Source organism: Jatrophihabitans cynanchi (assembly GCF_027247405.1).
In the GTDB taxonomy this organism is placed as follows: Bacteria; Actinomycetota; Actinomycetes; order Mycobacteriales; family Jatrophihabitantaceae; genus Jatrophihabitans_B; species Jatrophihabitans_B cynanchi.
This window is the reverse complement of sequence record NZ_CP097463.1, coordinates 4,289,005-4,312,744: the sequence shown is the minus strand read 5'-3', so window position 1 is coordinate 4,312,744 and position 23,740 is coordinate 4,289,005. Positions and strand designations below refer to the sequence as shown.

Here is a 23,740-nt window from a genome sequence, read left to right as displayed (position 1 = left end):
CGCGAACTTCCCGAGCCCTGGGCCATTGTCTCTACCATCCCGAACTAGCTATCACGACGAATATGACGAGGGCCGTCCGGCGAACCCGGACGACCCTCGTCATAAATTGTGTCCGGCGACGTCCTACTCTCCCACGCAGTGGCCCGCGCAGTACCATCGGCGCTGAGAGGCTTAGCTTCCGGGTTCGGGATGGGACCGGGCGTTTCCCTCTCGCTATGGTCGCCGAAACTCTATGGAGATATGGTCCGCGACGCCGGCCGCAGCCGGCGCAGGACCGTACCTCGGGAACCGCACAGTGGACGCGTAGCAAGCCCGCGGGCACGAGGCCCGCGAGTTGAAGTATGTGGCAAGTCCTCGGCCTATTAGTACCGGTCAGCTGCACGTGTTACCACGCTTCCACTTCCGGCCTATCAACCCGGTGGTCTAGCCGGGGGCCTTACTCCATAAAGGATGGGAGATCTCATCTTGAAGCGAGCTTCCCGCTTAGATGCTTTCAGCGGTTATCCCTTCCGAACGTAGCCAACCAGCAGTGCTCCTGGTGGAACAACTGGCACACCAGAGGTTCGTCCGTCCCGGTCCTCTCGTACTAAGGACAGCTCTTCTCAAATCTCCTGCGCGCGCGGCGGATAGGGACCGAACTGTCTCACGACGTTCTAAACCCAGCTCGCGTGCCGCTTTAATGGGCGAACAGCCCAACCCTTGGGACCGACTCCAGCCCCAGGATGCGACGAGCCGACATCGAGGTGCCAAACCATCCCGTCGATATGGACTCTTGGGGAAGATCAGCCTGTTATCCCCGGGGTACCTTTTATCCGTTGAGCGACACCGCTTCCACTAGCCGGTGCCGGATCACTAGTCCCAGCTTTCGCTCCTGCTCGACATGTCTGTCTCACAGTCAAGCTCCCTTGTGCACTTGCACTCGACACCTGATTGCCAACCAGGCTGAGGGAACCTTTGGGCGCCTCCGTTACTTTTTGGGAGGCGACCGCCCCAGTCAAACTACCCATCTGACACTGTCCCTGATCCGGATTACGGACCGAGGTTAGACACCCAATTCGACCAGAGTGGTATTTCAACGTTGACTCCACCGACACTGGCGTGCCAGCTTCACAGTCTCCCACCTATCCTACACAAGCCGAACCGAGCACCAATATCAAACTATAGTAAAGGTCCCGGGGTCTTTCCGTCCTGCCGCGCGTAACGAGCATCTTTACTCGTAGTGCAATTTCGCCGAGTCCATGGTTGAGACAGTCGAGAAGTCGTTACGCCATTCGTGCAGGTCGGAACTTACCCGACAAGGAATTTCGCTACCTTAGGATGGTTATAGTTACCACCGCCGTTTACTGGCGCTTAAGTTCTGAGCTTCGCACCGAAGTGCTAACCCGTCCCCTTAACGTTCCAGCACCGGGCAGGCGTCAGTCCGTATACATCGTATTACTACTTCGCACGGACCTGTGTTTTTAGTAAACAGTCGCTTCTCGCTGGTCTCTGCGGCCAGCCAACGCTCGGGAAGCAAGTTCCGTCACGCTGGCGGGCCCTCCTTCTCCCGAAGTTACGGAGGTATTTTGCCGAGTTCCTTAACCATGGTTCTCTCGATCGCCTCGGTATTCTCTACCTGACCACCTGTGTCGGTTTGGGGTACGGGCCGCTAAGAGCTCGCTAGAGGCTTTTCTCGGCAGCATAGGATCATCGAATTCGCCGCAATCGGCTATGCGTCACGTCTCAGGCACATGTTGTGCGGATTTACCTACACAACGCCCTACACGCTTGCTCCAGTATTACCACTGACTGGTACGACTACCTTCCTGCGTCACCCCATTGCTTGCCTACTACTAGTTAGGGTCGCGCGATCCACCACATTGACCCGAAGGTCGCCGCGGCTTCTGGCGCTTAGCATCCCTAGATTCAGCATGGGCGCTCTTTTGCGGGTACGGGAATATCAACCCGTTGTCCATCGACTACGCCTGTCGGCCTCGCCTTAGGTCCCGACTTACCCTGGGCGGATTAGCCTGGCCCAGGAACCCTTGGTCATTCGGCGGAGGAGTTTCTCACTCCTCTTTCGCTACTCATGCCTGCATTCTCACTCGTGTGCCGTCCACGGCTGGGTCACCCCGCCGCTTCCTCCGGCACACGACGCTCCCCTACCCATCCGTACACCTGGCCGGCCGTCCGAGGACGACCGGCGGGCTAACGTACGAATGCCACAGCTTCGGTGGTGTGCTTGAGCCCCGTTACATTGTCGGCGCAGAATCACTTGACCAGTGAGCTATTACGCACTCTTTCAAGGGTGGCTGCTTCTAAGCCAACCTCCTGGTTGTCTATGCGACTCCACATCCTTTCCCACTTAGCACACGCTTAGGGACCTTAGCTGGTGATCTGGGTTGTTTCCCTCTCGACTACGAACCTTATCGCCCGCAGTCTCACTGCCGCGCTCTCACTTACCGGCATTCGGAGTTTGGCTGATTTCGGTAAGCTTGTGGGCCCCCTAGACCATCCAGTAGCTCTACCTCCGGCAAGAAACACGCGACGCTGCACCTATATGCATTTCGGGGAGAACCAGCTATCACGAAGTTTGATTGGCCTTTCACCCCTACCCACAGCTCATCCCCCAGGTTTTCAACCCTGGTGGGTTCGGTCCTCCACGCGGTCTTACCCGCGCTTCAACCTGGCCATGGGTAGATCACTTCGCTTCGGGTCTAGATCACGCGACTAATTCGCCCTATTCGGACTCGCTTTCGCTACGGCTACCCCTCACGGGTTAACCTCGCCACGTAACGCTAACTCGCAGGCTCATTCTTCAAAAGGCACGCTGTCACGACCATGCGCAAGGCATGGCGACGCTCCAACGGCTTGTAGGCGCGCGGTTTCAGGTACTATTTCACTCCCCTCCCGGGGTACTTTTCACCTTTCCCTCACGGTACTTGTCCGCTATCGGTCACCAGGGAGTATTTAGGCTTAGCGGGTGGTCCCGCCAGATTCACAGCGAATTTCACGGGCTCGCTGCTACTTGGGGTGACATTCGGGAGGCGTCGAGTTTTCGTCTACGGGGGTATCACCCTCTATGCCGGACCTTCCCAAGTCCTTCGACTAACTACGACGCTTTCTTACTCCCTGCTGGTTCGGCAGAACCAGCCAAACGGCCCCACAACCCCAGATACGCAACGCCTGCCGGCTATCACGCGTATGTGGTTTGGCCTCTTCCGCTTTCGCTCGCCACTACTAACGGAATCGCGGTTGCTTTCTCTTCCTGTGGGTACTGAGATGTTTCACTTCCCCACGTTCCCTCCGCATACCCTATGTGTTCAGGTATGGGTGACAGGACATGACTCCTGCCGGGTTTCCCCATTCGGAAATCCTCGGATCAAAGCTCGGTTGGCAGCTCCCCGAGGCTTATCGCAGCCTCCTACGTCCTTCATCGGCTCCTGGTGCCAAGGCATCCACCGTGCGCCCTTATTAACTTGGCCACAAAGATGCTCGCGTCCACTGTGCAGTTCTCAAGGTACGGGCGGCCCTCGCGGCGACTCATCGCGTACCCGCCCGCAGGCAGGCCGTTCGACGACCGAGAAGGCCGGACACGTTCTGACTTCCCGCAGATGCGAGAAGTCCTGAGGGCGAAGCTTTCCGCTCCCTCAGGACTCAACAGCGTGCCTACGCGATCACGGCGACCGGCGCGAGGTTCCTGTTGCCCGAAGGCAACTGTACTGACTCGCCGGACGTCCGCTCACGCGAACTAGTTAGTGTTCCACCCTTGAGCAGCCTCCGTGGGACGTTCGCTCACGATGAGGCCTTCTGGGCCAAGGCTCTTATCAAGCCGGCCAAGTGCTCCTTAGAAAGGAGGTGATCCAGCCGCACCTTCCGGTACGGCTACCTTGTTACGACTTCGTCCCAATCGCCGATCCCACCTTCGACGGCTCCCTCCACAAGGGTTGGGCCACCGGCTTCGGGTGTTACCGACTTTCGTGACGTGACGGGCGGTGTGTACAAGGCCCGGGAACGTATTCACCGCAGCGTTGCTGATCTGCGATTACTAGCGACTCCGACTTCATGGGGTCGAGTTGCAGACCCCAATCCGAACTGAGACCGGCTTTCTGGGATTCGCTCCACCTTGCGGTATCGCAGCCCTTTGTACCGGCCATTGTAGCATGTGTGCAGCCCTAGACATAAGGGGCATGATGACTTGACGTCATCCCCACCTTCCTCCGAGTTGACCCCGGCAGTCTCCTATGAGTCCCCGACATTACTCGCTGGCAACATAGGACGAGGGTTGCGCTCGTTGCGGGACTTAACCCAACATCTCACGACACGAGCTGACGACAGCCATGCACCACCTGTGCAAGGCCCTTACGGACCTCATATCTCTATGAGATTTCCCTGCATGTCAAGCCTAGGTAAGGTTCTTCGCGTTGCATCGAATTAAGCCACATGCTCCGCCGCTTGTGCGGGCCCCCGTCAATTCCTTTGAGTTTTAGCCTTGCGGCCGTACTCCCCAGGCGGGGCGCTTAATGCGTTAGCTGCGGCACAGACCACGTGGAATGTGGCCCACACCTAGCGCCCACCGTTTACGGCGTGGACTACCAGGGTATCTAATCCTGTTCGCTCCCCACGCTTTCGCTCCTCAGCGTCAATGTCGGCCCAGAGACCCGCCTTCGCCACCGGTGTTCCTCCTGATATCTGCGCATTTCACCGCTACACCAGGAATTCCAGTCTCCCCTACCGAATTCTAGCTAGCCCGTATCGGCTGCAGGCCCGGGGTTGAGCCCCAGGTTTTCACAGCCGACGCGACTAGCCGCCTACGAGCTCTTTACGCCCAATAATTCCGGACAACGCTTGCACCCTACGTATTACCGCGGCTGCTGGCACGTAGTTGGCCGGTGCTTCTTCTGCAGGTACCGTCACTTTCGCTTCGTCCCTGCTGAAAGAGGTTTACAACCCGAAGGCAGTCATCCCTCACGCGGCGTCGCTGCATCAGGCTTTCGCCCATTGTGCAATATTCCCCACTGCTGCCTCCCGTAGGAGTCTGGGCCGTGTCTCAGTCCCAGTGTGGCCGGTCGCCCTCTCAGGCCGGCTACCCGTCGTCGCCTTGGTAGGCCGTTACCCCACCAACAAGCTGATAGGCCGCGGGCCCATCCCTAGCCGAAAAACTTTCCAAGTCAGAGGATGCCCTCCGACTTCATATCCGGTATTAGTCCCGATTTCCCGGGGTTATCCCAGAGCTAGGGGCAGGTTGCCCACGTGTTACTCACCCGTTCGCCGCTCCGTCTTCCTCCCGAAGGAGGAGCGTCGCTCGACTTGCATGTGTTAAGCACGCCGCCAGCGTTCGTCCTGAGCCAGGATCAAACTCTCCGTGTAGGTATGTATGACAACCGGGCGAACCCGGATAGTCGTCACAGAAAGTTACCGTCTTGGCGACGGTGTCAATCACTGGTTCATCCGAGCTGGGTGTTTCTTTTAACTCGTATGTACCAAAGGAATCTCTTTCACGCACTCCGGCGCAAGGCCGAGTTGCGTGGACGAGAGTTATTTCATGGCACTAACTTTCGGCACGCTGTTGAGTTCTCAAGGAGCGGACGCACACCGTCCCGGCCCTTTCGAGCCGTTCAGGGGCAACCCGAGTCACGCTACCCGGTCGTTTCCGCTGGGTCAAACCGCCCCAGCTCCGCCCGGCTTCCCGCTTGGTCGCCGCACACGGCTGCCGGATCAGACCGGGCCGCGGCGCGTCGCGCTTGGGGGATGTTCGACCGGCTCCCTCGGTGCCCTGCCGGTCTCCCGGCCGGCCCGTCGTGGCTCCGTGCGTCGAACAAGGAGAAGATTAGTCAGGCCGCAGGCGGCGAGTCAAATCGGGGGCCACCCGGCCGGCAAGCCAGTGTTTGTCGGGGTTTGCCGCGCCAGGCAGCTTGCTTTCTTCGGCGGCCGCGCAGGGTTCGGTCTTGTGACCTGAGGCACCCCTGGCCGCACGATCACGGCTCGCGCAACCGGACGGCCCGGCGCTTGCCGTTTGCCAGGACACGGCCGGCGAGGGCGCTGCGCGGATGGTCGTACTGGCGCGCCGACAACGGCTCCCCGTCGATCCGGACCGCACCGGCGTCGATGTCGCGGCGCGCCGCACTGGTGCTCGCCGCAACGGCGGCGGACACCATCAACGCGGGCAGGTGGATCGGGTCGCCGTCGGGCAACGCGAAGGTGGGCACGTCGGTGGGCACCTCATGGCGCTTGAAGACCGCGTCGAACTGCTCCTCGGCCACACGTGCAGCCGCTGCGCCGTGATACAGCGCGACGACCGCGCGAGCCATGCGCCGCTTGGCCTGATTCGCGCCGCTGCCGCCGGCCGCGACCTGGTGCTCCAGTTCGTCGACCTCCCGCGGGTGCAGGGCGGTGCACAGTCGCGCGTACCTGCCGACCACGCTGTCCGGCACGCTCATCAACTTGCCGAACTGTTCGCCGGCGGGCTCGCGGATCCCGATGAAGTTCCCGAGCGACTTGCCCATCTTCTCCACGCCGTCGGTCCCCACCAGCAGCGGCACGGTGAGGACGGCCTGGGGCGCCTGCCCGCGCGAGCGCTGCAGTTCCCGGCCCACCAGGTTGTTGAAGGTCTGATCGGTTCCGCCGAGTTCGATGTCCGCGTGGATCGCGACCGAGTCGATCCCCTGCAGAAGCGGATAGAAGAACTCGCTCAGGGTGATCGGCTGGTTCGCGGCGAACCGCCGGGAGAAGTCGTCGCGCTCGAGCAGTTGGGCGACCGTGACCTGCCTGGTGTAGCCGAGCAACTCGGCCAGGTCCATCGTGCCCAGCCAGTCGGCGTTGTTGACCACCTCGGCATGCTCGCGGTCCAGGATCTGCATGAGCTGGTCAAAGTAGCCGGTCGCGTTCGCCACGACCTGTTCGGCACTTTGCGCCACCCGGGTCGCGGTACGGCCGGACGGATCGCCGACCTGGCCGGTGAAGCCGCCGACGACGAGAACCGCCGTGTGCCCGAAGTCCTGGAACTGGCGCAGCTTGCGCAGCACGACCGCGTGCCCCAGGGTGAGGTCGCTTCCGGACGGGTCGATCCCGAGCTTCACCCGCAGCGGACGCCCCTCCCGATCGGCCGCACGCAGCCGCTCGGCGAGTCCGTCCGCGGGCAGGATCTGGGCAGCCCCGGACGCCAGTACCTCATAGGCCTCGCGCAGGTGTTCCGGGAGTGTGCCGGGAAGGTTCGTCTCGTCGCTCACCTGGCTAAGTCTGCCGGTCGGTGCGCTGTCGCGTACGTCCACCTGCCTTGAAGACCGACACCGACGGCTCGCCGGACAGCCAGAACCGCCACGGCCGCTCGGCCGCAGCGCTGATCCCGACCCGCGGCCCCTGCTGGACACCGCGTGCGCGGCGTGACGGCATGCTCTGCAACTGCACGGCGGAGGTCGCAGCACACAGGTCCGACCCGTTGGCGGTGCCGTTGAGGCCGAGGCAACCGGCAAGCCGGGCGGGGCCGCGTGCCAGGTCGCGTTCGCTGCGAGCCGCCGGGCGGCGCGAGAACGCCGTCTCGATACCGTCGATCACCTCGCCGGCGCGCAGCAGTACCGCCGAGGCGCGGCCGTCCACGTCGCAGACGATGTTCGCGCACCAGTGCATGCCGTAGCTGAAGTAGCAGTACAGGTGACCAGGCGGTCCGAACATCACCGCGGTGCGCAGCGTGCGTCCGCGGTAGGCATGCGAGGCCGGATCGTCGAGCCCCTGGTACGCCTCCACCTCGGTGAGCCGCAGCGCGACAGTGGCCTGGCCGAGCGTGGAGACCAGCACAGCACCGAGCAGCCGGGGCGCCAGCTGCACCGCCGGGCGGCCCAGCCGGTCCCGGGAAACCGGCACCGTCAGCCCCGCGGCTGCTGAGCAGCACCGGCAGGAGCGACCCCGGCCGAAGCCGCGGCGGTCCAACTGCGGGCCCGCTCGATCGCCTCGTGGACCAGGCCCGCCTGCTCGGCCACCCGGTCGGGCGCCGTGCCGCCGTACGAACTTCGCGAGGCCAGCGAGCCGCCGACCGTCAGCACGGCGCGCACCCCGGGCGTCAGGCGCGGGGAGATCGCAGCGAAGTCGGCATCGCCGAGTTGGTCGAGCTCGATGCCCCTGTCCTCGCACACGCGCACGCACTCGCCGGCGACCTCGTGTGCGATGCGGAACGGCACGCGGCGGCGCACCAGCCACTCGGCGATGTCGGTCGCCAGTGAGAACCCCTGCGGAGCGAGCTGCTCGAGTCGCTCGGTGTGGAAGGTCAACGTGCGCATCATGCCGGCCATCGCGGGAAGCAGTAGGTGCAGGTTGTCGATCGCGTCGAAGACCGGTTCCTTGTCCTCCTGCAGGTCCCGGTTGTACGCGAGCGGCAGGCCCTTGAGCGTCGCGAGCAACCCGGCGAGGTCCCCGATCAACCGCCCGGCCTTGCCGCGCGCCAGTTCGGCGACGTCCGGGTTCTTCTTCTGCGGCATGATGGACGAGCCGGTCGAGTACGCGTCGTCCAGGCTGACGAAGGAGAACTCCTTGGTCGACCAGAGGATGACCTCCTCGGCGATGCGCGACAGGTCGACCGCGAGCATCGCGGTCACGAACGCGAACTCGGCGACCACGTCCCGCGATGCCGTCGCGTCGATCGAGTTCTCGCAGGCGCCGTCGAACCCGAGCTCGGCAGCCACGGCCTGCGGGTCGAGCCCGAGCGAGGAGCCGGCGAGCGCCCCGGCCCCATACGGGCTGCGCGCGGCGCGCCCGTCCCAGTCGCGGAAGCGGTCCACGTCGCGCAGCAGGGCCCAGCAGTGCGCGAGCAGGTGGTGCGACAGCAGCACCGGCTGGGCGTGCTGCAGGTGCGTCCGACCGGGCATGGCCACGCCGTGGTGCCGCCGCGCCTGCTCGGCCAGGGCTGCGATGACCGTCAGGGTCCCGGCCGCGAGCGAACGCGCCTCGTCGCGCAGGTACATGCGGATGAGCGTCGCTATCTGGTCGTTGCGCGATCGGCCGGCGCGCAGCCGGCCACCGAGTTCGGCACCGACCTGCAGCAGCAGCCCGCGCTCGAGGGCCGTGTGCACATCCTCGTCCGCCGGATCCGGTCCGAACTGCCCGGACGCGACGTCGGCGTCGAGCGCGGCCAGGCCGGCGAGCATCTCGGTGAGTTCGGCGTCGGTGAGCAGGCCGGCACCGTGCAGCACCCGGGCGTGTGCCCGGGAGCCCGCGAGGTCGTAGCGGGCCAGCCGCCAGTCGAAATGGGTGGACAGCGACAGAGCGGCGAGCGCATCGGCCGGACCGCCGGCGAAGCGCCCACCCCACAGGCTCACCCGTTCGTCAGTCAACGCCGAGCTCCATCGCCGCGCTGTCCAGGGCGGTGTCGTCGGACCCGTGGTCGCCCTCGGCAGCCGGGTTCGCGGCGATCTGGTCGGCTCCGCCCTCGGCGAGCACGCCGGGCTCCAACTCGCCGAACAGGTAAGTGCGTTCGAGCTGCGTGCCCGCCTGCGCGGCGTACTGCTCGAGCTTGGCTCGTGAGTCGGCGATGTCGAGGTTGCGCATGGTCAGTTGGCCGATCCGGTCGACCGGGCCGAACGCGGCGTTCTCGGTGCGCTCCATGGACAGCTTGTCCGGATGGTAGGAGAACGCCGGGCCGCGCGTGTCCAGGACCGAGTAGTCCTCGCCGCGACGCAGCCGGACGGTCACCTCGCCGGTGACGAGGGAGGCGACCCACCGCTGGATCGACTCGCGCAGCATCAGCGACTGCGGGTCCAGCCAGCGGCCCTCGTACAGCAGCCGCCCCAGCCGCCGTCCCTCGACGTGGTAGTTCGCGATGGTGTCCTCGTTGTGGATCGCGTTGAGCAGCCGCTCGTACCCGATCCACAGCAACGCCATGCCGGGTGCTTCATAGATGCCGCGTGACTTCGCCTCGATGATCCGGTTCTCGATCTGGTCGGACATTCCCAGTCCGTGCCGGCCGCCGACGGCGTTGGCCTGCCTGACCAGCTCGACCGGGTCGTCGTACGCCACGTCGTTGATCGCGACCGGCCGGCCGCTCACGAAGCGCAGCGTCACCTGCTCGGGTTCGATCGTCACCGCGGGATCCCAGAACTTGACGCCCATGATCGGCTCGACGGTCTCGAGCGAGACGTCCAGGTGTTCGAGGGTCTTGGCCTCGTGGGTGGCGCCCCAGATGTTGGCATCGGTGGAGTACGCCTTCTCCTGGCTGTCGCGGTACGGCAACTCGTGCTCGACGAGCCACTGGCTCATCTCGGTGCGGCCGCCCAGCTCGCTGACGAAGTCGGCGTCCAGCCACGGCTTGTAGATCCGCAGCGCGGGATTTGCCAGCAGGCCGTACCGGTAGAAGCGCTCGATGTCGTTGCCCTTGAACGTCGAACCGTCGCCCCAGATGTGCACGTCGTCAGAGGCCATCGCGCGCACCAGCATGGTGCCGGTGACGGCGCGTCCGAGCGGGGTCGTGTTGAAGTAGGCCCGGCCGGCGGAGCGGATGTGGAAGGCGCCGCACGCCAATGCCGCGAAGCCCTCCTCGACCAGCTCGCGGCGGCAGTCGACCGCCCGCGCCAGCACGGCGCCGTATTGCAGCGCGCGCGCCGGGACTCCGGAGACGTCCGCCTCGTCGTACTGACCGATGTCGGCGGTATAGGCGCACGGGACGGCGCCCTTGGCACGCATCCAGGCGACCGCCACCGAGGTGTCGAGGCCGCCGGAGAACGCGATGCCGACGCGCTCGCCGGCCGGTAGGGAGGTGAGGACCTTGCTCACTGCGATGTGTCTCCTGCGTTGTCGGGGCGATCAGGCGGACTGGGAGAGCTGGACGAGGTGATCGGCGAGCGCGCGCCCGCCGCCGGGATCGCGGGCGATCACCAGGATCGTGTCGTCCCCTGCGACCGTACCGAGCACCTGCGGCAGTCCGGCGCGGTCGAGCGCGCTGGCCAGGAAGTTGGACGCACCGGGCGGGGTGCGCAGCACGACCAGGTTGGCGCTCGCCTCGGCGGAGACGAGCAGCTCGGCGAGCAGCCGGACCAGCCGCTGCGGCGGCCCGTCCTGTGCACCGCGAGCGGCCAGCGGCGAGCCGTCCTCGGGCACGACGTAGACCGGCAATCCGCCGTCGGGGGGCCGCAGTTTCACCGCCCCCAACTCGTCCAGGTCACGCGACAGCGTCGCCTGCGTGACGTGCAGGCCGGCGGCATCGAGCTCCCTGGCCAGCTCGGCCTGCGACCGTACTTCGCGCCGAGACAGCGTGGCCACGATGCGGGCGTGCCGCGCGGCCTTGTTGTTGAGCTCGTGGACGGACGCGATGGCCCGCTTGGCCGCCATCAGCCGTGCTCCAGCAGCCAGGTCAGCAGCGCCTTCTGCGCATGCAGCCGGTTCTCCGCCTCGTCCCAGACGACGCTCTGCGGCCCGTCGATGACCTCCGCCGAGATCTCCTTGCCGCGGTAGGCGGGAAGGCAGTGCAGCACGATCGCATCCGGCGCGGCCTTGCCCAGCGCCGCCGCGTCGAGCGCGTACCGGCGGAACGGCGCCTCCCGTTCGGCAGCCTGGTCTTCCTGCCCCATGGACACCCAGGTGTCGGTGGCCACGACGTCGGCGCCGTCCAGTGCGGTTGCCGGGTCGTCGGTGACCGTGACCGACGCACCGGTCCGTGCCGCGATCTGCCGCGCTGCGGCCACGATCGCCGGGTCGGGCCGGTAACCGTCCGGGCCCGCGACACGCACGTGCAGTCCGGCCGCGGCGCCGCCCAGCAGGTAGGAGTGGGACATGTTGTTGGCGGCATCGCCGAGGTAGGCCAGGGTGAGGCCGGCGAGCCGCTTCTTGTGCTCGCGGATGGTCTGCAGGTCGGCGAGGATCTGGCACGGGTGGAAGCTGTCGGTCAGCGCGTTCACGACAGGTACCGGGCTGAGGGCGGCCATCTCGGCGAGCTGCTCCTGCGCGTAGGTACGCCAGACGATCGCCGCGACCTGGCGGGACAGCACCCGGGTGATGTCGGCGATCGACTCGCGCACGCCGATGCCGGCCAGCCGCCCGTCGATGACCACCGGCTGGCCGCCCAGCTCGGACACGCCCACCGCGAAGGACAACTGGGTGCGCAACGTCTGCTTGTCGAAGATCAGTGCGACCGACCGGGGTCCGGTCAACGGCCGGTGCCGGTGCCGATCGGCCTTCATCGCGTCGGCCAGGTCGAGCACCTCGAGCAGTTCGTCAGGCGCGAGGTCGTCGTCGCGCAGGAAGTGCCGAACGTTCATGAGATCTCGTCCAGGGCCGATTGCAGACGGGGTAGCGCTTCGTCGACGTCCTCCTCGGTGAGGACCAGCGGAGGGGCCAGTCGGATGACGTCGGGCTTGACCGCGTTCACGAGCAGCCCGTTGCGGCGGGCGGCGGTCTCGACCGCGGCCGCGTGCGCGCCGGTGAGGGTCAGCGCACGCCACAGGCCGCTGCCCCGGCTGCCGGCGACCAGCGGGCTCTGCAGCGCGTCCAGGCCGTGCCCGAGGTGTTCACCGACCCGTTTGACCGAGTCGAGCAGGTGTTCGTCGGCGATGGTGCCGATGACGGCGAGCGCGGCCGCGCAGGCGACCGGGTTGCCGCCGAACGTGCTCCCGTGATCGCCGGGCCGGAACAGTTCGCCGGCCGTGCCGATCGCGAGGCAGGCCCCGATCGGAAGGCCGCCCCCGAGCCCCTTCGCCAGCGTGATCACGTCCGGGCGCACGCCCTCGGCCATGCTCGCGAACCAGTGCCCGGTACGGCCGATGCCGCTCTGCACCTCGTCGACGACGAGCAGCGAACCGGCCGCGGTGCAGATCTCCCGGGCCGCGCGCAGATAGCCGGCCGGAGGCGGGACGACGCCGCCCTCGCCGAGCGTCGGCTCGACGAAGACCGCCGCCGTGTGCGCGCCCACCGCCGCGCGCAGGGCGTCAGCATCGCCGTACTCGACGAAGGTGACCGGACCCGGCAGCGGCTCGAACGGCGTGCGCTTGGCGGCGTTGCCCGTGATCGACAGGGCACCGAGCGTGCGGCCGTGGAAGCCGTCGACGGCCGCTACAAGCTCGGTGCGGCCGTGGGCCGCACCGAAGCGGCGGGACAGCTTGATCGCGCACTCGTTTGCCTCGGCGCCACTGTTGGCGAAGAACACCCTCGCCGGCAGGCCGAGCAGCCCGACCAGTCGTTCGGCCAGGCGAACGCCGGGCTCGTGCAGGTACAGGTTCGACGTGTGCGCGAGCCTGGCCACCTGTTCGCTGACCGCGGCGATCAACGCGGGGTGCGCGTGCCCCAGGGCGGACACCGCGATACCGGCGACGAAGTCGAGGTACTCGACGCCGTCGGTGTCCCACACCCGGACGCCGCGACCGTGATCGAGCGCGAGCGGTGGCGTGCCGTAGTTCGGCATCATCACCGTGTTCCAACGATCTTGCAGGTCCGTCATCGGTGCTCCTTCGCGGGCAGGACCATGGTGCCGATTCCGTCTGTGGTGAAGACCTCGAGCAGCAGCGCGTGCGGCACCCGGCCGTCGAGGACATGGGCGCGCCGCACGCCGCCGGTGACCGCGCGCACACACGCCTCCATCTTCGGGACCATGCCACTGGACAGGCCGGGCAGCAGGGCGGCGAGGTCATCGACCCCGATCTGGCTGATGATCTGCGTGCTCGCGGGCCAGTCGGCGTACAGGCCCTCGACGTCGGTCAGGACCACCAGCTTCTCCGCACCCAGCCCGACCGCTACCGCGGCCGCGGCCGTGTCGGCGTTCACGTTGTAGCTCAAGCCGTCCACGCCGCGCGCGACCGTGGCGATCACCGGTATCCGGCCGGCGTCGAGCAGCGCGTGCACCGCCGCCGGGTCGACAGCGACGATGTCGCCGACCTGGCCGATGTCAACCGGTTGGCCATCGACGATCGCCGGGCGGCGCTCGGCGGTCAGCAGGCCGGCGTCCTCACCGGACATGCCCACGGCGAACGGGCCGTGGTCGTTGACCAGGTTGACGATGTCGCCGTTCACCTGTCCGGTCAGCACCATCCGCACGACGGCCATCGCCTCGGGCGTGGTGACGCGCAGACCGCCGCGGAACTCCGAGGCGATGCCGAGCCGGTTCAGGTGCTCGGTGATCTGCGGCCCGCCGCCGTGCACGACGACAGGCTTGAGGCCGGCATAGCGCAGGAAGACGATGTCCTCGGCGAAGGCACGCTGCAGTTGCGGGCTGCTCATCGCGTTGCCGCCGTACTTGACCACCACGATCTTGCCGTGGAACCGCTCCAGCCAGGGCAGCGCGTCGACCAGCACGGCTGCCTTCGTGAGCGCCTGCTCCCTGCTCATGTGGGGAGCAGTCTCGTGAACTGCGTTCATGAGGAATACGCGGAGTTCTCTTCGACATAGTCGTGGCTCAGGTCGGTCGTCCAGATCGTCGCGGACTCGGTGCCGGCGTGCAGGTCGACCTCGATGCGCACCTCGCGGCCGGTCAGGTCCACCGTGCTGCGGTCCTCCCCCGGCGCGCCCGCGCGGCACACCGCCACGCCGTTGATCGCGACGTCCAGCGCGTCCGGCTCGAACGCGGCGCGGGTCGTGCCGATGGCGGCGAGCACCCGGCCCCAGTTCGGGTCGTTGCCGAACAGTGCGCACTTGAGCAGGTTGTTGCGGGCGATGGATCGCGCCACCTCGACGGCGTCGTCCTCGCTGGCCGCGCCGCCCACGAAGACCTCGACGCGCTTGCTCGCCCCCTCGGCGTCGGCGATCAACTGCTGCGCCAGATCGGCGCACACCGTGCGCAGCGCGTCGATGAACGTCGGGACGTCCGGCGACACACCGGACGCGCCGCTGGCCATCAGGATCACCGTGTCGTTGGTCGACATGCAGCCGTCGGCATCGACCCGGTCGAACGTGACCCTCGTGGCGGCGCGCAGAGCCTGGTCGGCGGTGAACGCGTCCACCACCGCGTCGGTGGTCAGCACGCACAGCATCGTCGCGAGGCCGGGGGCGAGCATGCCGGCACCCTTGGCCATCCCGCCGATCGTCCAGCCCTGGTTCGTGGTGGCGGCTTGCTTGGCCACCGTGTCAGTGGTCCGGATGGCGTCGGCGGCGGCGTCCCCGTCCACGCAGAGCGCTGCCGCGGCGGCACCGATCCCGCCGAGAACCGCGTCCATCGGCAGCCGCTCGCCGATCAGACCGGTCGAGCAGACCGCCACGTCGCCGGCTCCGACGCCGAGCGCAGAGGCAACGTGCTCGGCGGTGCGGTGGGTGTCGGCGAACCCGTCCGGCCCGGTGCACGCGTTCGCGCCGCCGGAGTTGAGTACCACCGCGCGCAGCCGACCGTCGGCCACCGCCTGCCGCGACCACAGCACCGGCGCCGCCTGGACCCGGTTGGAGGTGAACACCGCAGCAGCGACGTCGAGCGGACCCTCGTTGACGACGAGTGCGACGTCCCGGCCGCCGCTCGCCTTGATCCCCGCCACGACGCCCGCCGCACGAAATCCGGTGGCAGCGGTGACACTCATGGTGCGACTCCGTCGATCGAGAGGCCGGCGGTTTCGGCCAGGCCGAGCATCAGGTTGGCGTTCTGGACGGCCTGACCGGCTGCCCCTTTGCCGAGGTTGTCGATGGCGCTGGTGACGATGATGCGGCCGGAGTCGAGGTCGACAGTGGCCTGCAGGTGTGCGGAGTTGGACCCGGCGGTGGCAGCGGTATGCGGCTGCTGGCCGGGAGCCAGCAGGTGCACGAACGGTTCGCCGTCATAGGCGCCGGCGAGCACCGCCCGGGCGTCGTCCTCGGTGGTGCTGCCGATCGGGCGCAACGCGATCGCGGCGAGAATGCCGCGGGGCATCGGCGCGAGCACGGGCGTCATCGTCGCGCTCGTGACCCCGGCTGCCTGCTTGAGTTCGGCGAGGTGGCGGTGTGCCCCCACCTTGTACGCCGACAGGTCCCCCATGACCTCACTGGCCAGCAGGTGCACTGCCGCGGCGCGTCCGGCGCCGGACGTCCCGCTCGTCGAGACCACGACGACGTCGTCCGGCGCGGCCAGCCCGGCCGCGATCAACGGCGCGGCGCCGAGGATCGCTGCGACGGCGTGGCAGCCGGTGTTCGCGACCCGTGCAGACGCCGCGATCGAGTCGCGCTGGCCGGGTAGCTCGGGCAGCCCGTATGTCCAAGGCTCGGCGAAGTCGCCGCCGTAGTAGCGCTCGTGCGCGGCGCGGTCGGTCAGCCGGTGGTCCGAACCGAGGTCGACGAGCTTCTGCTCCGGCGGCAGCTGCGCGGCGAGCGCCGCCGACGCGCCGTGTGGCAGCGCGAGGAACACCAACTCCGCGTCGCGCAACGCCTCGGCGGTCGTATCGACGAACCGCAGCCCGGCGACGGAGCGCAGGTGTGGCAGTACGTCCCCGATGCACTGACCCGCGTTGCCGTGGGCGGTGGCGGCAACCAGGTCCAGGTCCGGGTGGCCGGCGACCAGTCGCAGCACCTCACCGCCTGCATAGCCGCTGGCGCCGGCGATCGCGACCCGATATCCCATGTGAAGGATTATGCACCACTGCGCAACTTCATGCAGTAGCGGGTCGGCCGCGTTGCGTGCCCACCACCACGGCGCGCAACACCGCCTCCAACGTCACCATCCCGAGCGAGACACCGTGCTGCTCCACCACGGCGAGGTGGGTGGCCGAACGACGCATCGCGGTGAGCACCCCGGCCACGGGAGCATCGGGCGCGACGGCCACCATCCGGCGGTGCACCCTCGGCGGCAGCACGGCCTCGAGCTGGTCGTCGTCGACCGTCAGCACGTCCTTGGCGTGGATGTACCCGGTCAACCGTGCGCCGTCTCGGATCGGGAAGCGGGACAGGCCGGTCTCGGCCACCAGCGCCTCGACCTCGCGAGCGGTCGCGTTCGGGCCTACGGAGACGATGTCGGCCAGCGGCGTGAGCAGATCGACCGCCGTGGTCGCCTCGATCCGCAGCGCGGCCTGCAGGCGGCGCTGCTCCTCGCGGTCGAGCAGCCCCTCGGACGCCGATTCGGCGACCAGGTCACTGAGTTCCTCGGACGTGTAGGCGCCACCGAGTTCGTCCTTCGGCTGAACGCCGAACAGCCGCACGATCGTGTTCGCGAGCCCGTTGACGACCACCAGGATCGGCCGGGTCATCCGGACCCAGACCGACATCGGCGGCCCCAGCCACAGCGCCGCGCGCACCGGGCCGGCGAGCGCGAGGTTCTTGGGCACCATCTCGCCGAGCACCATGTGGCAGAACGAGACGAAGGCCAGCGCGATCACGAACGCGATCGGGTGGGACAGCGAGCCCGGAACGCCGACCGGATCGAGCGCGTCCTCCAGCAGTCGGGCGAACGCCGGCTCGGCCACCGCGCCCAGGCCCAGCGAACAGGCGGCGATCCCCAACTGCGAACCGGCCAGCATCCGCGGCAGGGCGCGCAGCTGCAGCAGGGTCACTCGCGCGGCGCGTCCCCCACCGGCAGCCAGCGGCTCTATCTGATCCCGCCGCGCGGTGATCAACGCGAACTGGGCACCGACGAAGAACGCGTTTCCGACAAGGAACAGCACGGCGAGCAGCAGGTGCCGGCTCATGGCTGTGCCCGATCCGGCGCGGGAGCTACCGCCACCCGGTCGACCCGGCGCTGGTCCATCCGGACGACGCGCAACTGCCAGCCGGCGAGCTCCATCGCGTCGCGGGCCTCGGGGATGCGGCCGAGCCGGTCCATCAGGATGCCTGCGACCGTGTCGAACGGGCCGGGAAGCGGGTCGATGCCGAGCAGTTCGGCCAACCCGTCCTTGTGCAGTTGGCCGGAGACGACCCAGCGATGCTCGCCCGCCGGCTCGATCTCCGGCACCTCGGCAGCATCGTGCTCGTCGCGAATCTGGCCGACGAGTTCCTCGACGAGATCCTCCACCGTGACCAGGCCCGCCGTGCCGCCGTATTCGTCGACGACGATCGCCAGCTGCATCCGGGCGACCGAGAGGCGTCTGAGTACCGCGTCGCAGTCCAGCGACTCGGGCACCCGGGCGGGCGGCTGCATCATCGCGCGCACCGAGATCTGGTCCCGCCGCTCGCGCGCGATCGCGAAGGCCAGCTTGACGTGCACGATGCCGGCGATGTCGTCGAGGTCCTCGCCGAGGACCGGGAATCGCGATCGACCGGTCGCGCGGGCGGCCGCGAGCAGGTCCGCCGCGGTGGCGTCCGAGTCCAGAGCCACCATCCGCACCCGGGACGTCATCACATCCGCCGCGGTCTTGGCACCGAAGCTCAGCGCCCGGTCGAGCAGCAGTGCGGTTTCGACGCCGAGCGTGCCCTCCTCGGCGGACGAGGTGATCACGCTGCGCAGTTCGGCCGGGGTCCGCGCCGCCCGCAGCTCCTGCTTCGGGGTCACGCCGAGCGCGCGCACGATCGCGTTCGCCGCCCCGTCGAAGACGGCCACCACCGGGCGTCCGGTCCTGGCCCAGGCGCGCTGGAACGGCGCGACGCGCCGGCCCACCTCGAGCGGCCGGGAGATCGCCAGGTTCTGCGGGACGAGCTCGCCGAACAGCATCTGGGCCAAGGTGGCCAGCACCAGCGCGAACACGACGGCGGTCGGTTCGACGGCCCCGGCCGGCAGCCCGATCCCGCGCGCGGCCGGCCGCAACGCGTCGGCCACGACCGGCTGGGCGACGAACCCGAGCAGCAGCGAGCACACCGTGATGCCCAGCTGCGCGGCGGACAGCTGGAAGGACAGCTCGCCGACCAGCCGCCGGACGAGGCCGGCGCGCCGGTCACCGGTGTCGGCCAGCCGCTCCAGCTTGGCGCGGTCGACCGACGTCAGCGCGAACTCTGCGGCCACGAACAGCGCGTTCGCGGCGATGAGCACGACCAGGGCCACCCAGCCGAGGGGGGTCGGCATCTGCTGCGATCAGCCGCGCAATCGTGCGCCGGTGACCGCGGCACGGGCGGTCGCGGCATCGCGCGCGGCCGTCGCCTCCTCGACGGTCAGCGTTCGATCCGGCGCCCGGAACCGAAGGGCGAACGCCAACGACTTCACGCTCTCGCCGAGCCGCTCGGCGTCGACATAGACGTCGAACAGCCGCACGCTCTCCAGCAGCTCGCCCGCCCCGGCGCGTACCTCGGCCAGCACCGCCGCGGACGGCACGCCCGCCGGCACGACGAGCGCGAGATCGAGCAGCACCGGAGGGAAGCTCGACAGCTGCGGCGCCTGTGCCGGCGGTGGCGGATTGAGTGCGTCCACGTCGAGTTCCATCGCACAGGTGCGCTCCGGCAGGCCGAGGGCGGCCACCACCCGCGGGTGCAGTTCGCCGGCGTGGCCGATGATCGAACCGTCCAGCACGATCTCGGCGCACCGTCCCGGGTGCCACGGAGCGACCCGCGCCGAACGCACGTCGAGCTCGACGCGGGCCGCCGCGCCGACGACGCGCGCCGCCTCGATCGCGTCCGCCCAGCCCGCCGCACGTCCGGGGCCCCACCAGCCCGGTGCGACGAACTCGCCGCACAGCACCGCGGCGACGTGCCGCGGCTGGTACGGGATCGCCGCGTAGATGTCGGCGAGCTCGGTCTCGCTCGGGCGGTGCTCGACGCCCGGCCGGGGCATCGGTGGCGCTCCCTCGCGCGCGAAGTAGACCAGGCCCGTCTCGAACAATGCCAGGTCGCGCGCGCCGCGGCCGAGGTTGCGTTGCACGGTCGCCAGCAGCCCGGGCAGCAGCGTGGTGCGCATCAGTGGCTCGGTGTCCGAGAGCGGGTTGGCCAGCCGCAGGGCGGCACGTCGTCGATCACTGGCGGGTAGCCCCAGGTGATCGGCCGCGTCCAGCGGCACGAACGGATAGCTCAACACCTCGGTGTAGCCCGCCGCGGCGAGCGCCCGGGACAGCGTGCGGCGCAGCTGCTGCGACGGGGTCAGCCCACGGCCGGCGCGCTGGGTGGGCAGCCGGGCCGGCAGCCGCTCGTAGCCGACCAGCCGTACGACCTCCTCGACCAGGTCGGCGGGGTCGGTCAGGTCCGGACGCCAGGTCGGCGGCAGCACCTGCAGGACATCGCCGCCGTCGACCGCGCAGCCGACGCCGGACAGGTGCTGGACGACGGTGGCCCGGTCGATCGGCATGCCCGCGATCGCGGCCGGACGCCCGGCGTTGAGCGCGATCAGCGAGCGCGCCGGGCCGTCGCCGACAACCGTGTAGCCGTCGACCGCGGTGGCGCCGCCGTGCTCGGCGAGCAGGTCGACGCACCGCTGCAGGGCAACGCCGGCGACCATCGGGTCGACGCCGCGCTCGAAACGCTTGGCGGCCTCACTGGGCAGCTTGTGCCGGCGCACCGCCCGCGAGATCGAGGCGGGGTGCCAGTGCGCTGCCTCCAGCACGATGTCGGTGGTGGCCGCGCCGATCTCGGTCGACGCGCCGCCCATCACGCCGGCAAGGGCGATCGGGCCCGACTCGTCGGTGACGAGCAGGTCGTCCGGATCGAGCTCGCGCACCACGTCGTCGAGCGTCGTGAGCTTCTCACCGGCGACCGCACGACGCACCGTGATCGCGCCGGTCAGCTTCGCGCGGTCGAACGCGTGCAGCGGCTGCCCGGTCTCCAGCATCACGTAGTTCGTGACGTCGACAGCGAGCGAGATCGGGCGCATGCCGCTCTGCCGCAGCCGGCGCGCCATCCAGTCGGGCGTCGGCGCGGCCGGGTTCAACCCGGTGATCGCGCGCGCGGAGAACTGGTCGCAGCCGTCGGCGTCCTCGACGGTGACCGGATGGGCGAGGCCGGCGATCGCCGGTGCCTCGGCATCGATGTCGTGGAACGGGACGCGAAGTGCCAGCGATGCCTCGCGCGCCAGGCCCCGGACGGACAGGCAGTAACCGCGGTCCGGGGTGATCGCGATGTCCAGCACCGCGTCGCGAAGGCCGAGCACGTCCAACGCATCGGCACCGGGCTGCGCGTCGACGTCGAGCACCAGGATCCCGAGGTGTTCATCGCCGATGCCGAGTTCGCGGGTCGAGCAGATCATCCCGTCGGACACGTGCCCGTACGTCTTGCGGGCCGAGATCGCGAACCCACCAGGCAGCACCGCACCGGGAAGCGACACCACCACCAGGTCACCGGGCGCGAAGTTGTGGGCGCCGCAGACGATGCCGCGTGGCTCAGCCTCGCCGACGTCCACCTGGCACCAGCGGATCGTCTTGCCGTTCCTCTGCGGCTCGTCCTCGAACGAGAGCACCCGTCCGACGAGGATCGGGCCGGACAGGCCGTCCGCGCCCGACTCGACGCGCTCGACCTCCAGACCGACGCGGACGAGCGCGTCCCCGAGCGCCCGCGCCGACAGTCCGTCGGGCAGCTCGACGTGCTCGGCCAGCCAGCTCACCGGGGCGCGCATCAGGCCTCCATTCCGAATGCGGCGGTGAAGCGGACGTCGCCCTCGACGACGTCCCGCATGTCCTGGACGCTGTTGCGGAACATCAGGGTGCGCTCGATCCCCATGCCGAACGCGAATCCGGTGTAGCGGTCGGGGTCGATCCCGCAGGCGGTGAGCACGCGAGGATTGACCATGCCGCAGCCGCCCCACTCGATCCAGCCCTCGCTGCTACAGGTGCGGCACGGGCGGTCCGGATTGCCCACCGACTCACCGCGGCAGACGAAGCAGATCAGGTCGACCTCCGCGCTCGGTTCGGTGAACGGGAAGTACGAGGGCCGCAGCCGGGTGGTGATGCCGATGCCGAACACCTCCTCGGCGAGGTGATCGAGGGTGCCCTTCAGGTGCGCCATCGTGATGCCCTCGTCGACGACCAGGCCTTCAACCTGGTGGAACACCGGGGTGTGCGTCGCGTCCAGCTCGTCGGTACGGAACACCTTGCCGGGACAGATCACGTAGATCGGCGGCTGGCGAACCAGCATCGCGCGCGCCTGCACCGGCGAGGTATGCGTGCGCAGGACCAGACCGGAGTCGGGCGAGGTGACGAAGAACGTGTCCATCATCGAGCGGGCCGGATGATCGGCGCCGATGTTGAGTGCGTCGAAGTTGAACCACTCGGCCTCGATCTCAGGTCCCTCGGCGACCTCGTACCCCATCGCGAGGAAGATGTCCGCGATCCGCTCCTGCAGCGTCGTCAACGGGTGGCGAGCACCGCTCGGGCGCTCGTCGGTGGGCAGTGTGACGTCGACGGCCTCCTCGACCAGCATGCGCTCGTCCCGCTCGGCTGCCAGGACGACCTGCCTGGCCTCGAGGGCGTCCTTCACCGCGGTGCGCGCGGCGCCGACGCGCTGCCCGGCCGCCTTGCGGGCTGCCGGCGGCAGCGCGCCGATCTCCCGGTTGGCCAGGGCGAGCGGTGAATGATCACCCGTGTGCGCCAGCCGGGCGGTCTTGAGCTGATCGAGGTCGGCGGCCGCGGCGAACGCGGCCAGCGCGGCGGAGACGTTCGCGTCGAGCGCCTCCGGTTGCAGCGCGGCGACCTCGACGGGGTCGAAACCCTTATCGGTCATGGTGAGTTCTTTCCTGGAGCACGTTCCGGACACGGACAGGGCGGACGCCGGCGGCCCGGCCGGACGTCAACGCGACGACGATGCGGCCGCCAGCCGCGCGCCGAATGGCGAAGGGCTGCCGCAAGCGAGGACTGTCGAACTCACCCTGCAAGCATAGCGGTCAGCTGCGCTGCGCCCGGGCGCTGGCGTAGAGGCACACCGCTGCCGCCGCGGCGAGGTTCAGGCTCTCGGCGCGGCCGTGGAGCGGGACGCGGACGGACGCGTCCGCGGCGGCGACCAGCTCGGCGGGCAGCCCACGCGCCTCGTTGCCGAACAGCCAGACGGTCGGCGCTGCGAGCGTCCCGTCGTCGGCGAGCGCGTCCAGGTCGCGCGCGCCGGCGCCGGTCGTCGCGAGCACGCTCAGCCCGTGCGCCCTGGCGAGTTCGAGCAGTCCGTCGGCTCCGGCAGCGATCACGACGTCGAGATGGAACAGGCTGCCGGCACTCGCCCGGACTGCCTTGCCGTTGTAAGGATCCACCCCCCCGACCAGCACCACGGCCGTGGCGCCGGCCGCGTCGGCGGTGCGCAGGATCGTCCCGGCGTTGCCCGGATCGCTGGCGTCGACGAGCGCCGCGACCAGTCGCGGCCGGCGCTCCATCGCAGTGGCGAGCGGGACGTCGATCGTCCGGCACACCGCAACCAGGCCCTGCGGCGTGATCGTCTCGGACAGTCCGGCCGCATCCTTGGCACCGATCTCGGACGCGCCGCCGGTCAGCTCGGGGTGGCGCTCGATCGCCTCAGCGGTCGCGAACAGCTCCAGCACCGCCCCGGCACCGAGCGCCTCGCGAACTGCCTGCGCGCCCTCGGCAAGGAAACGCCCGGCGTCGCGGCGGCCCTGCCGTCGGGTGAGACGGCGGGCCGCAACGAGCCGGGCGTTCGAGCTGCTCAGCAATCAGGCGGCCGGCGACTGGGCGCCACCGGTGCCTTCGGCAGCGACCGCTGCGCGCGCCACCTCGACGAGCGCGGCGAACGCGGCCTCGTCAGTGACGGCCAGGTCGGCCAGTACCTTGCGGTCGACGCTGACCCCGGCCAGGCGAAGTCCCTGGATGAACCGGTTGTAGGTGATGTCGTTCGCGCGGGCCGCGGCGTTGATGCGGGTGATCCACAGCTGCCGGAAGTCACCCTTGCGCGCCTTGCGGTCACGGTAGGAGTAGGTCGCCGAGTGGAGCAGCTGCTCCTTGGCCTTGCGGTAGAGCCGCGAACGCTGGCCGCGGTAACCGCTGGCGGCTTCGAGAGTGCTCCGGCGCTTCTTCTGGGCGTTCACTGCCCGCTTGACGCGTGCCACAACAAGATCCTTGGG

The 23,740-nt window shown here is 68.5% G+C and carries 16 protein-coding genes and 3 rRNA genes; all 19 read right to left on the bottom strand.

Translation table 11 applies throughout. The features are described 5' to 3' along the window. Positions 1-110: 110 nt before the first annotated feature. Positions 111-227, bottom strand: a 5S ribosomal RNA gene (gene rrf / locus M6B22_RS20960). Positions 228-343: 116 nt separating this feature from the next. Next, a 23S ribosomal RNA gene (locus M6B22_RS20955) occupies positions 344-3,464 on the bottom strand. 366 nt (positions 3,465-3,830) lie between these two features. Further along, positions 3,831-5,349 (bottom strand): 16S ribosomal RNA (locus tag M6B22_RS20950). Together the 16S, 23S and 5S rRNA genes form the textbook arrangement of a ribosomal RNA operon. Before the next feature lie 608 nt (positions 5,350-5,957). Further along, the gene (tyrS, locus tag M6B22_RS20945) at positions 5,958-7,208 is read right to left on the bottom strand and encodes a tyrosine--tRNA ligase (RefSeq protein WP_269443511.1); all 1,251 of its coding nucleotides are present in this window, start codon (positions 7,206-7,208) and stop codon (positions 5,958-5,960) included. A gap of 4 nt (positions 7,209-7,212) precedes the next feature. After that, positions 7,213-7,839, bottom strand: coding sequence for a DNA-3-methyladenine glycosylase (locus M6B22_RS20940; protein ID WP_269443510.1), 627 nt, complete (start codon positions 7,837-7,839; stop codon positions 7,213-7,215). Positions 7,840-7,841: 2 nt separating this feature from the next. Beyond that, positions 7,842-9,302: an argininosuccinate lyase gene (argH, locus tag M6B22_RS20935; RefSeq protein WP_269443509.1), complete on the bottom strand. Its 1,461-nt coding sequence runs from the start codon at positions 9,300-9,302 to the stop codon at positions 7,842-7,844. Then, positions 9,295-10,737: an argininosuccinate synthase gene (gene argG, locus M6B22_RS20930; RefSeq protein WP_269443508.1), complete on the bottom strand. Its 1,443-nt coding sequence runs from the start codon at positions 10,735-10,737 to the stop codon at positions 9,295-9,297. Before argG ends, argH begins: the two co-directional genes overlap by 8 nt. 30 nt (positions 10,738-10,767) lie before the next feature. Further along, positions 10,768-11,292, bottom strand: a complete 525-nt coding sequence (locus M6B22_RS20925; protein ID WP_269443507.1) for an arginine repressor — start codon at positions 11,290-11,292, stop codon at positions 10,768-10,770. Beyond that, on the bottom strand, positions 11,292-12,218 hold the full coding sequence (argF, locus tag M6B22_RS20920; RefSeq protein WP_269443506.1) for an ornithine carbamoyltransferase: 927 nt from the start codon (positions 12,216-12,218) through the stop codon (positions 11,292-11,294). Before argF ends, M6B22_RS20925 begins: the two co-directional genes overlap by 1 nt. Continuing rightward, entirely contained in the window at positions 12,215-13,393 is a 1,179-nt protein-coding gene (locus M6B22_RS20915) for an acetylornithine transaminase (RefSeq protein ID WP_269443505.1), read from the bottom strand. The genes argF and M6B22_RS20915 overlap by 4 nt, the downstream gene beginning before the upstream one ends. Next, a complete protein-coding gene (gene argB, locus M6B22_RS20910; RefSeq protein ID WP_269443504.1) occupies positions 13,390-14,277 on the bottom strand; it encodes an acetylglutamate kinase in 888 nt (295 codons plus the stop codon). Before argB ends, M6B22_RS20915 begins: the two co-directional genes overlap by 4 nt. Positions 14,278-14,303: 26 nt before the next feature. Beyond that, positions 14,304-15,452 (bottom strand): bifunctional glutamate N-acetyltransferase/amino-acid acetyltransferase ArgJ, encoded by a 1,149-nt coding sequence (argJ, locus tag M6B22_RS20905; protein ID WP_269443503.1) that lies wholly within the window; start codon positions 15,450-15,452, stop codon positions 14,304-14,306. Beyond that, positions 15,449-16,462 carry an N-acetyl-gamma-glutamyl-phosphate reductase gene (gene argC, locus M6B22_RS20900; protein WP_269443502.1) on the bottom strand — a complete coding sequence of 338 codons (1,014 nt, stop codon included), beginning with the start codon at positions 16,460-16,462 and terminating at the stop codon, positions 15,449-15,451. Before argC ends, argJ begins: the two co-directional genes overlap by 4 nt. 28 nt (positions 16,463-16,490) lie before the next feature. Beyond that, positions 16,491-17,522: a hemolysin family protein gene (locus M6B22_RS20895; protein WP_269443501.1), complete on the bottom strand. Its 1,032-nt coding sequence runs from the start codon at positions 17,520-17,522 to the stop codon at positions 16,491-16,493. Then, positions 17,519-18,829, bottom strand: a complete 1,311-nt coding sequence (locus M6B22_RS20890; protein ID WP_269443500.1) for a hemolysin family protein — start codon at positions 18,827-18,829, stop codon at positions 17,519-17,521. The genes M6B22_RS20895 and M6B22_RS20890 overlap by 4 nt, the downstream gene beginning before the upstream one ends. A gap of 9 nt (positions 18,830-18,838) precedes the next feature. Beyond that, entirely contained in the window at positions 18,839-21,298 is a 2,460-nt protein-coding gene (gene pheT, locus M6B22_RS20885; RefSeq protein ID WP_269443499.1) for a phenylalanine--tRNA ligase subunit beta, read from the bottom strand. Continuing rightward, complete coding sequence (pheS, locus tag M6B22_RS20880) at positions 21,298-22,401, bottom strand: phenylalanine--tRNA ligase subunit alpha (protein WP_269443498.1); 1,104 nt, start codon at positions 22,399-22,401, stop codon at positions 21,298-21,300. The genes pheT and pheS overlap by 1 nt, the downstream gene beginning before the upstream one ends. Positions 22,402-22,561: 160 nt before the next feature. Next, positions 22,562-23,332, bottom strand: coding sequence for a TrmH family RNA methyltransferase (locus tag M6B22_RS20875; protein WP_269443497.1), 771 nt, complete (start codon positions 23,330-23,332; stop codon positions 22,562-22,564). Then, positions 23,333-23,725, bottom strand: a complete 393-nt coding sequence (gene rplT / locus M6B22_RS20870) for a 50S ribosomal protein L20 (RefSeq protein ID WP_269443496.1) — start codon at positions 23,723-23,725, stop codon at positions 23,333-23,335. It abuts the gene before it with no gap. Positions 23,726-23,740 lie beyond the last annotated feature (15 nt).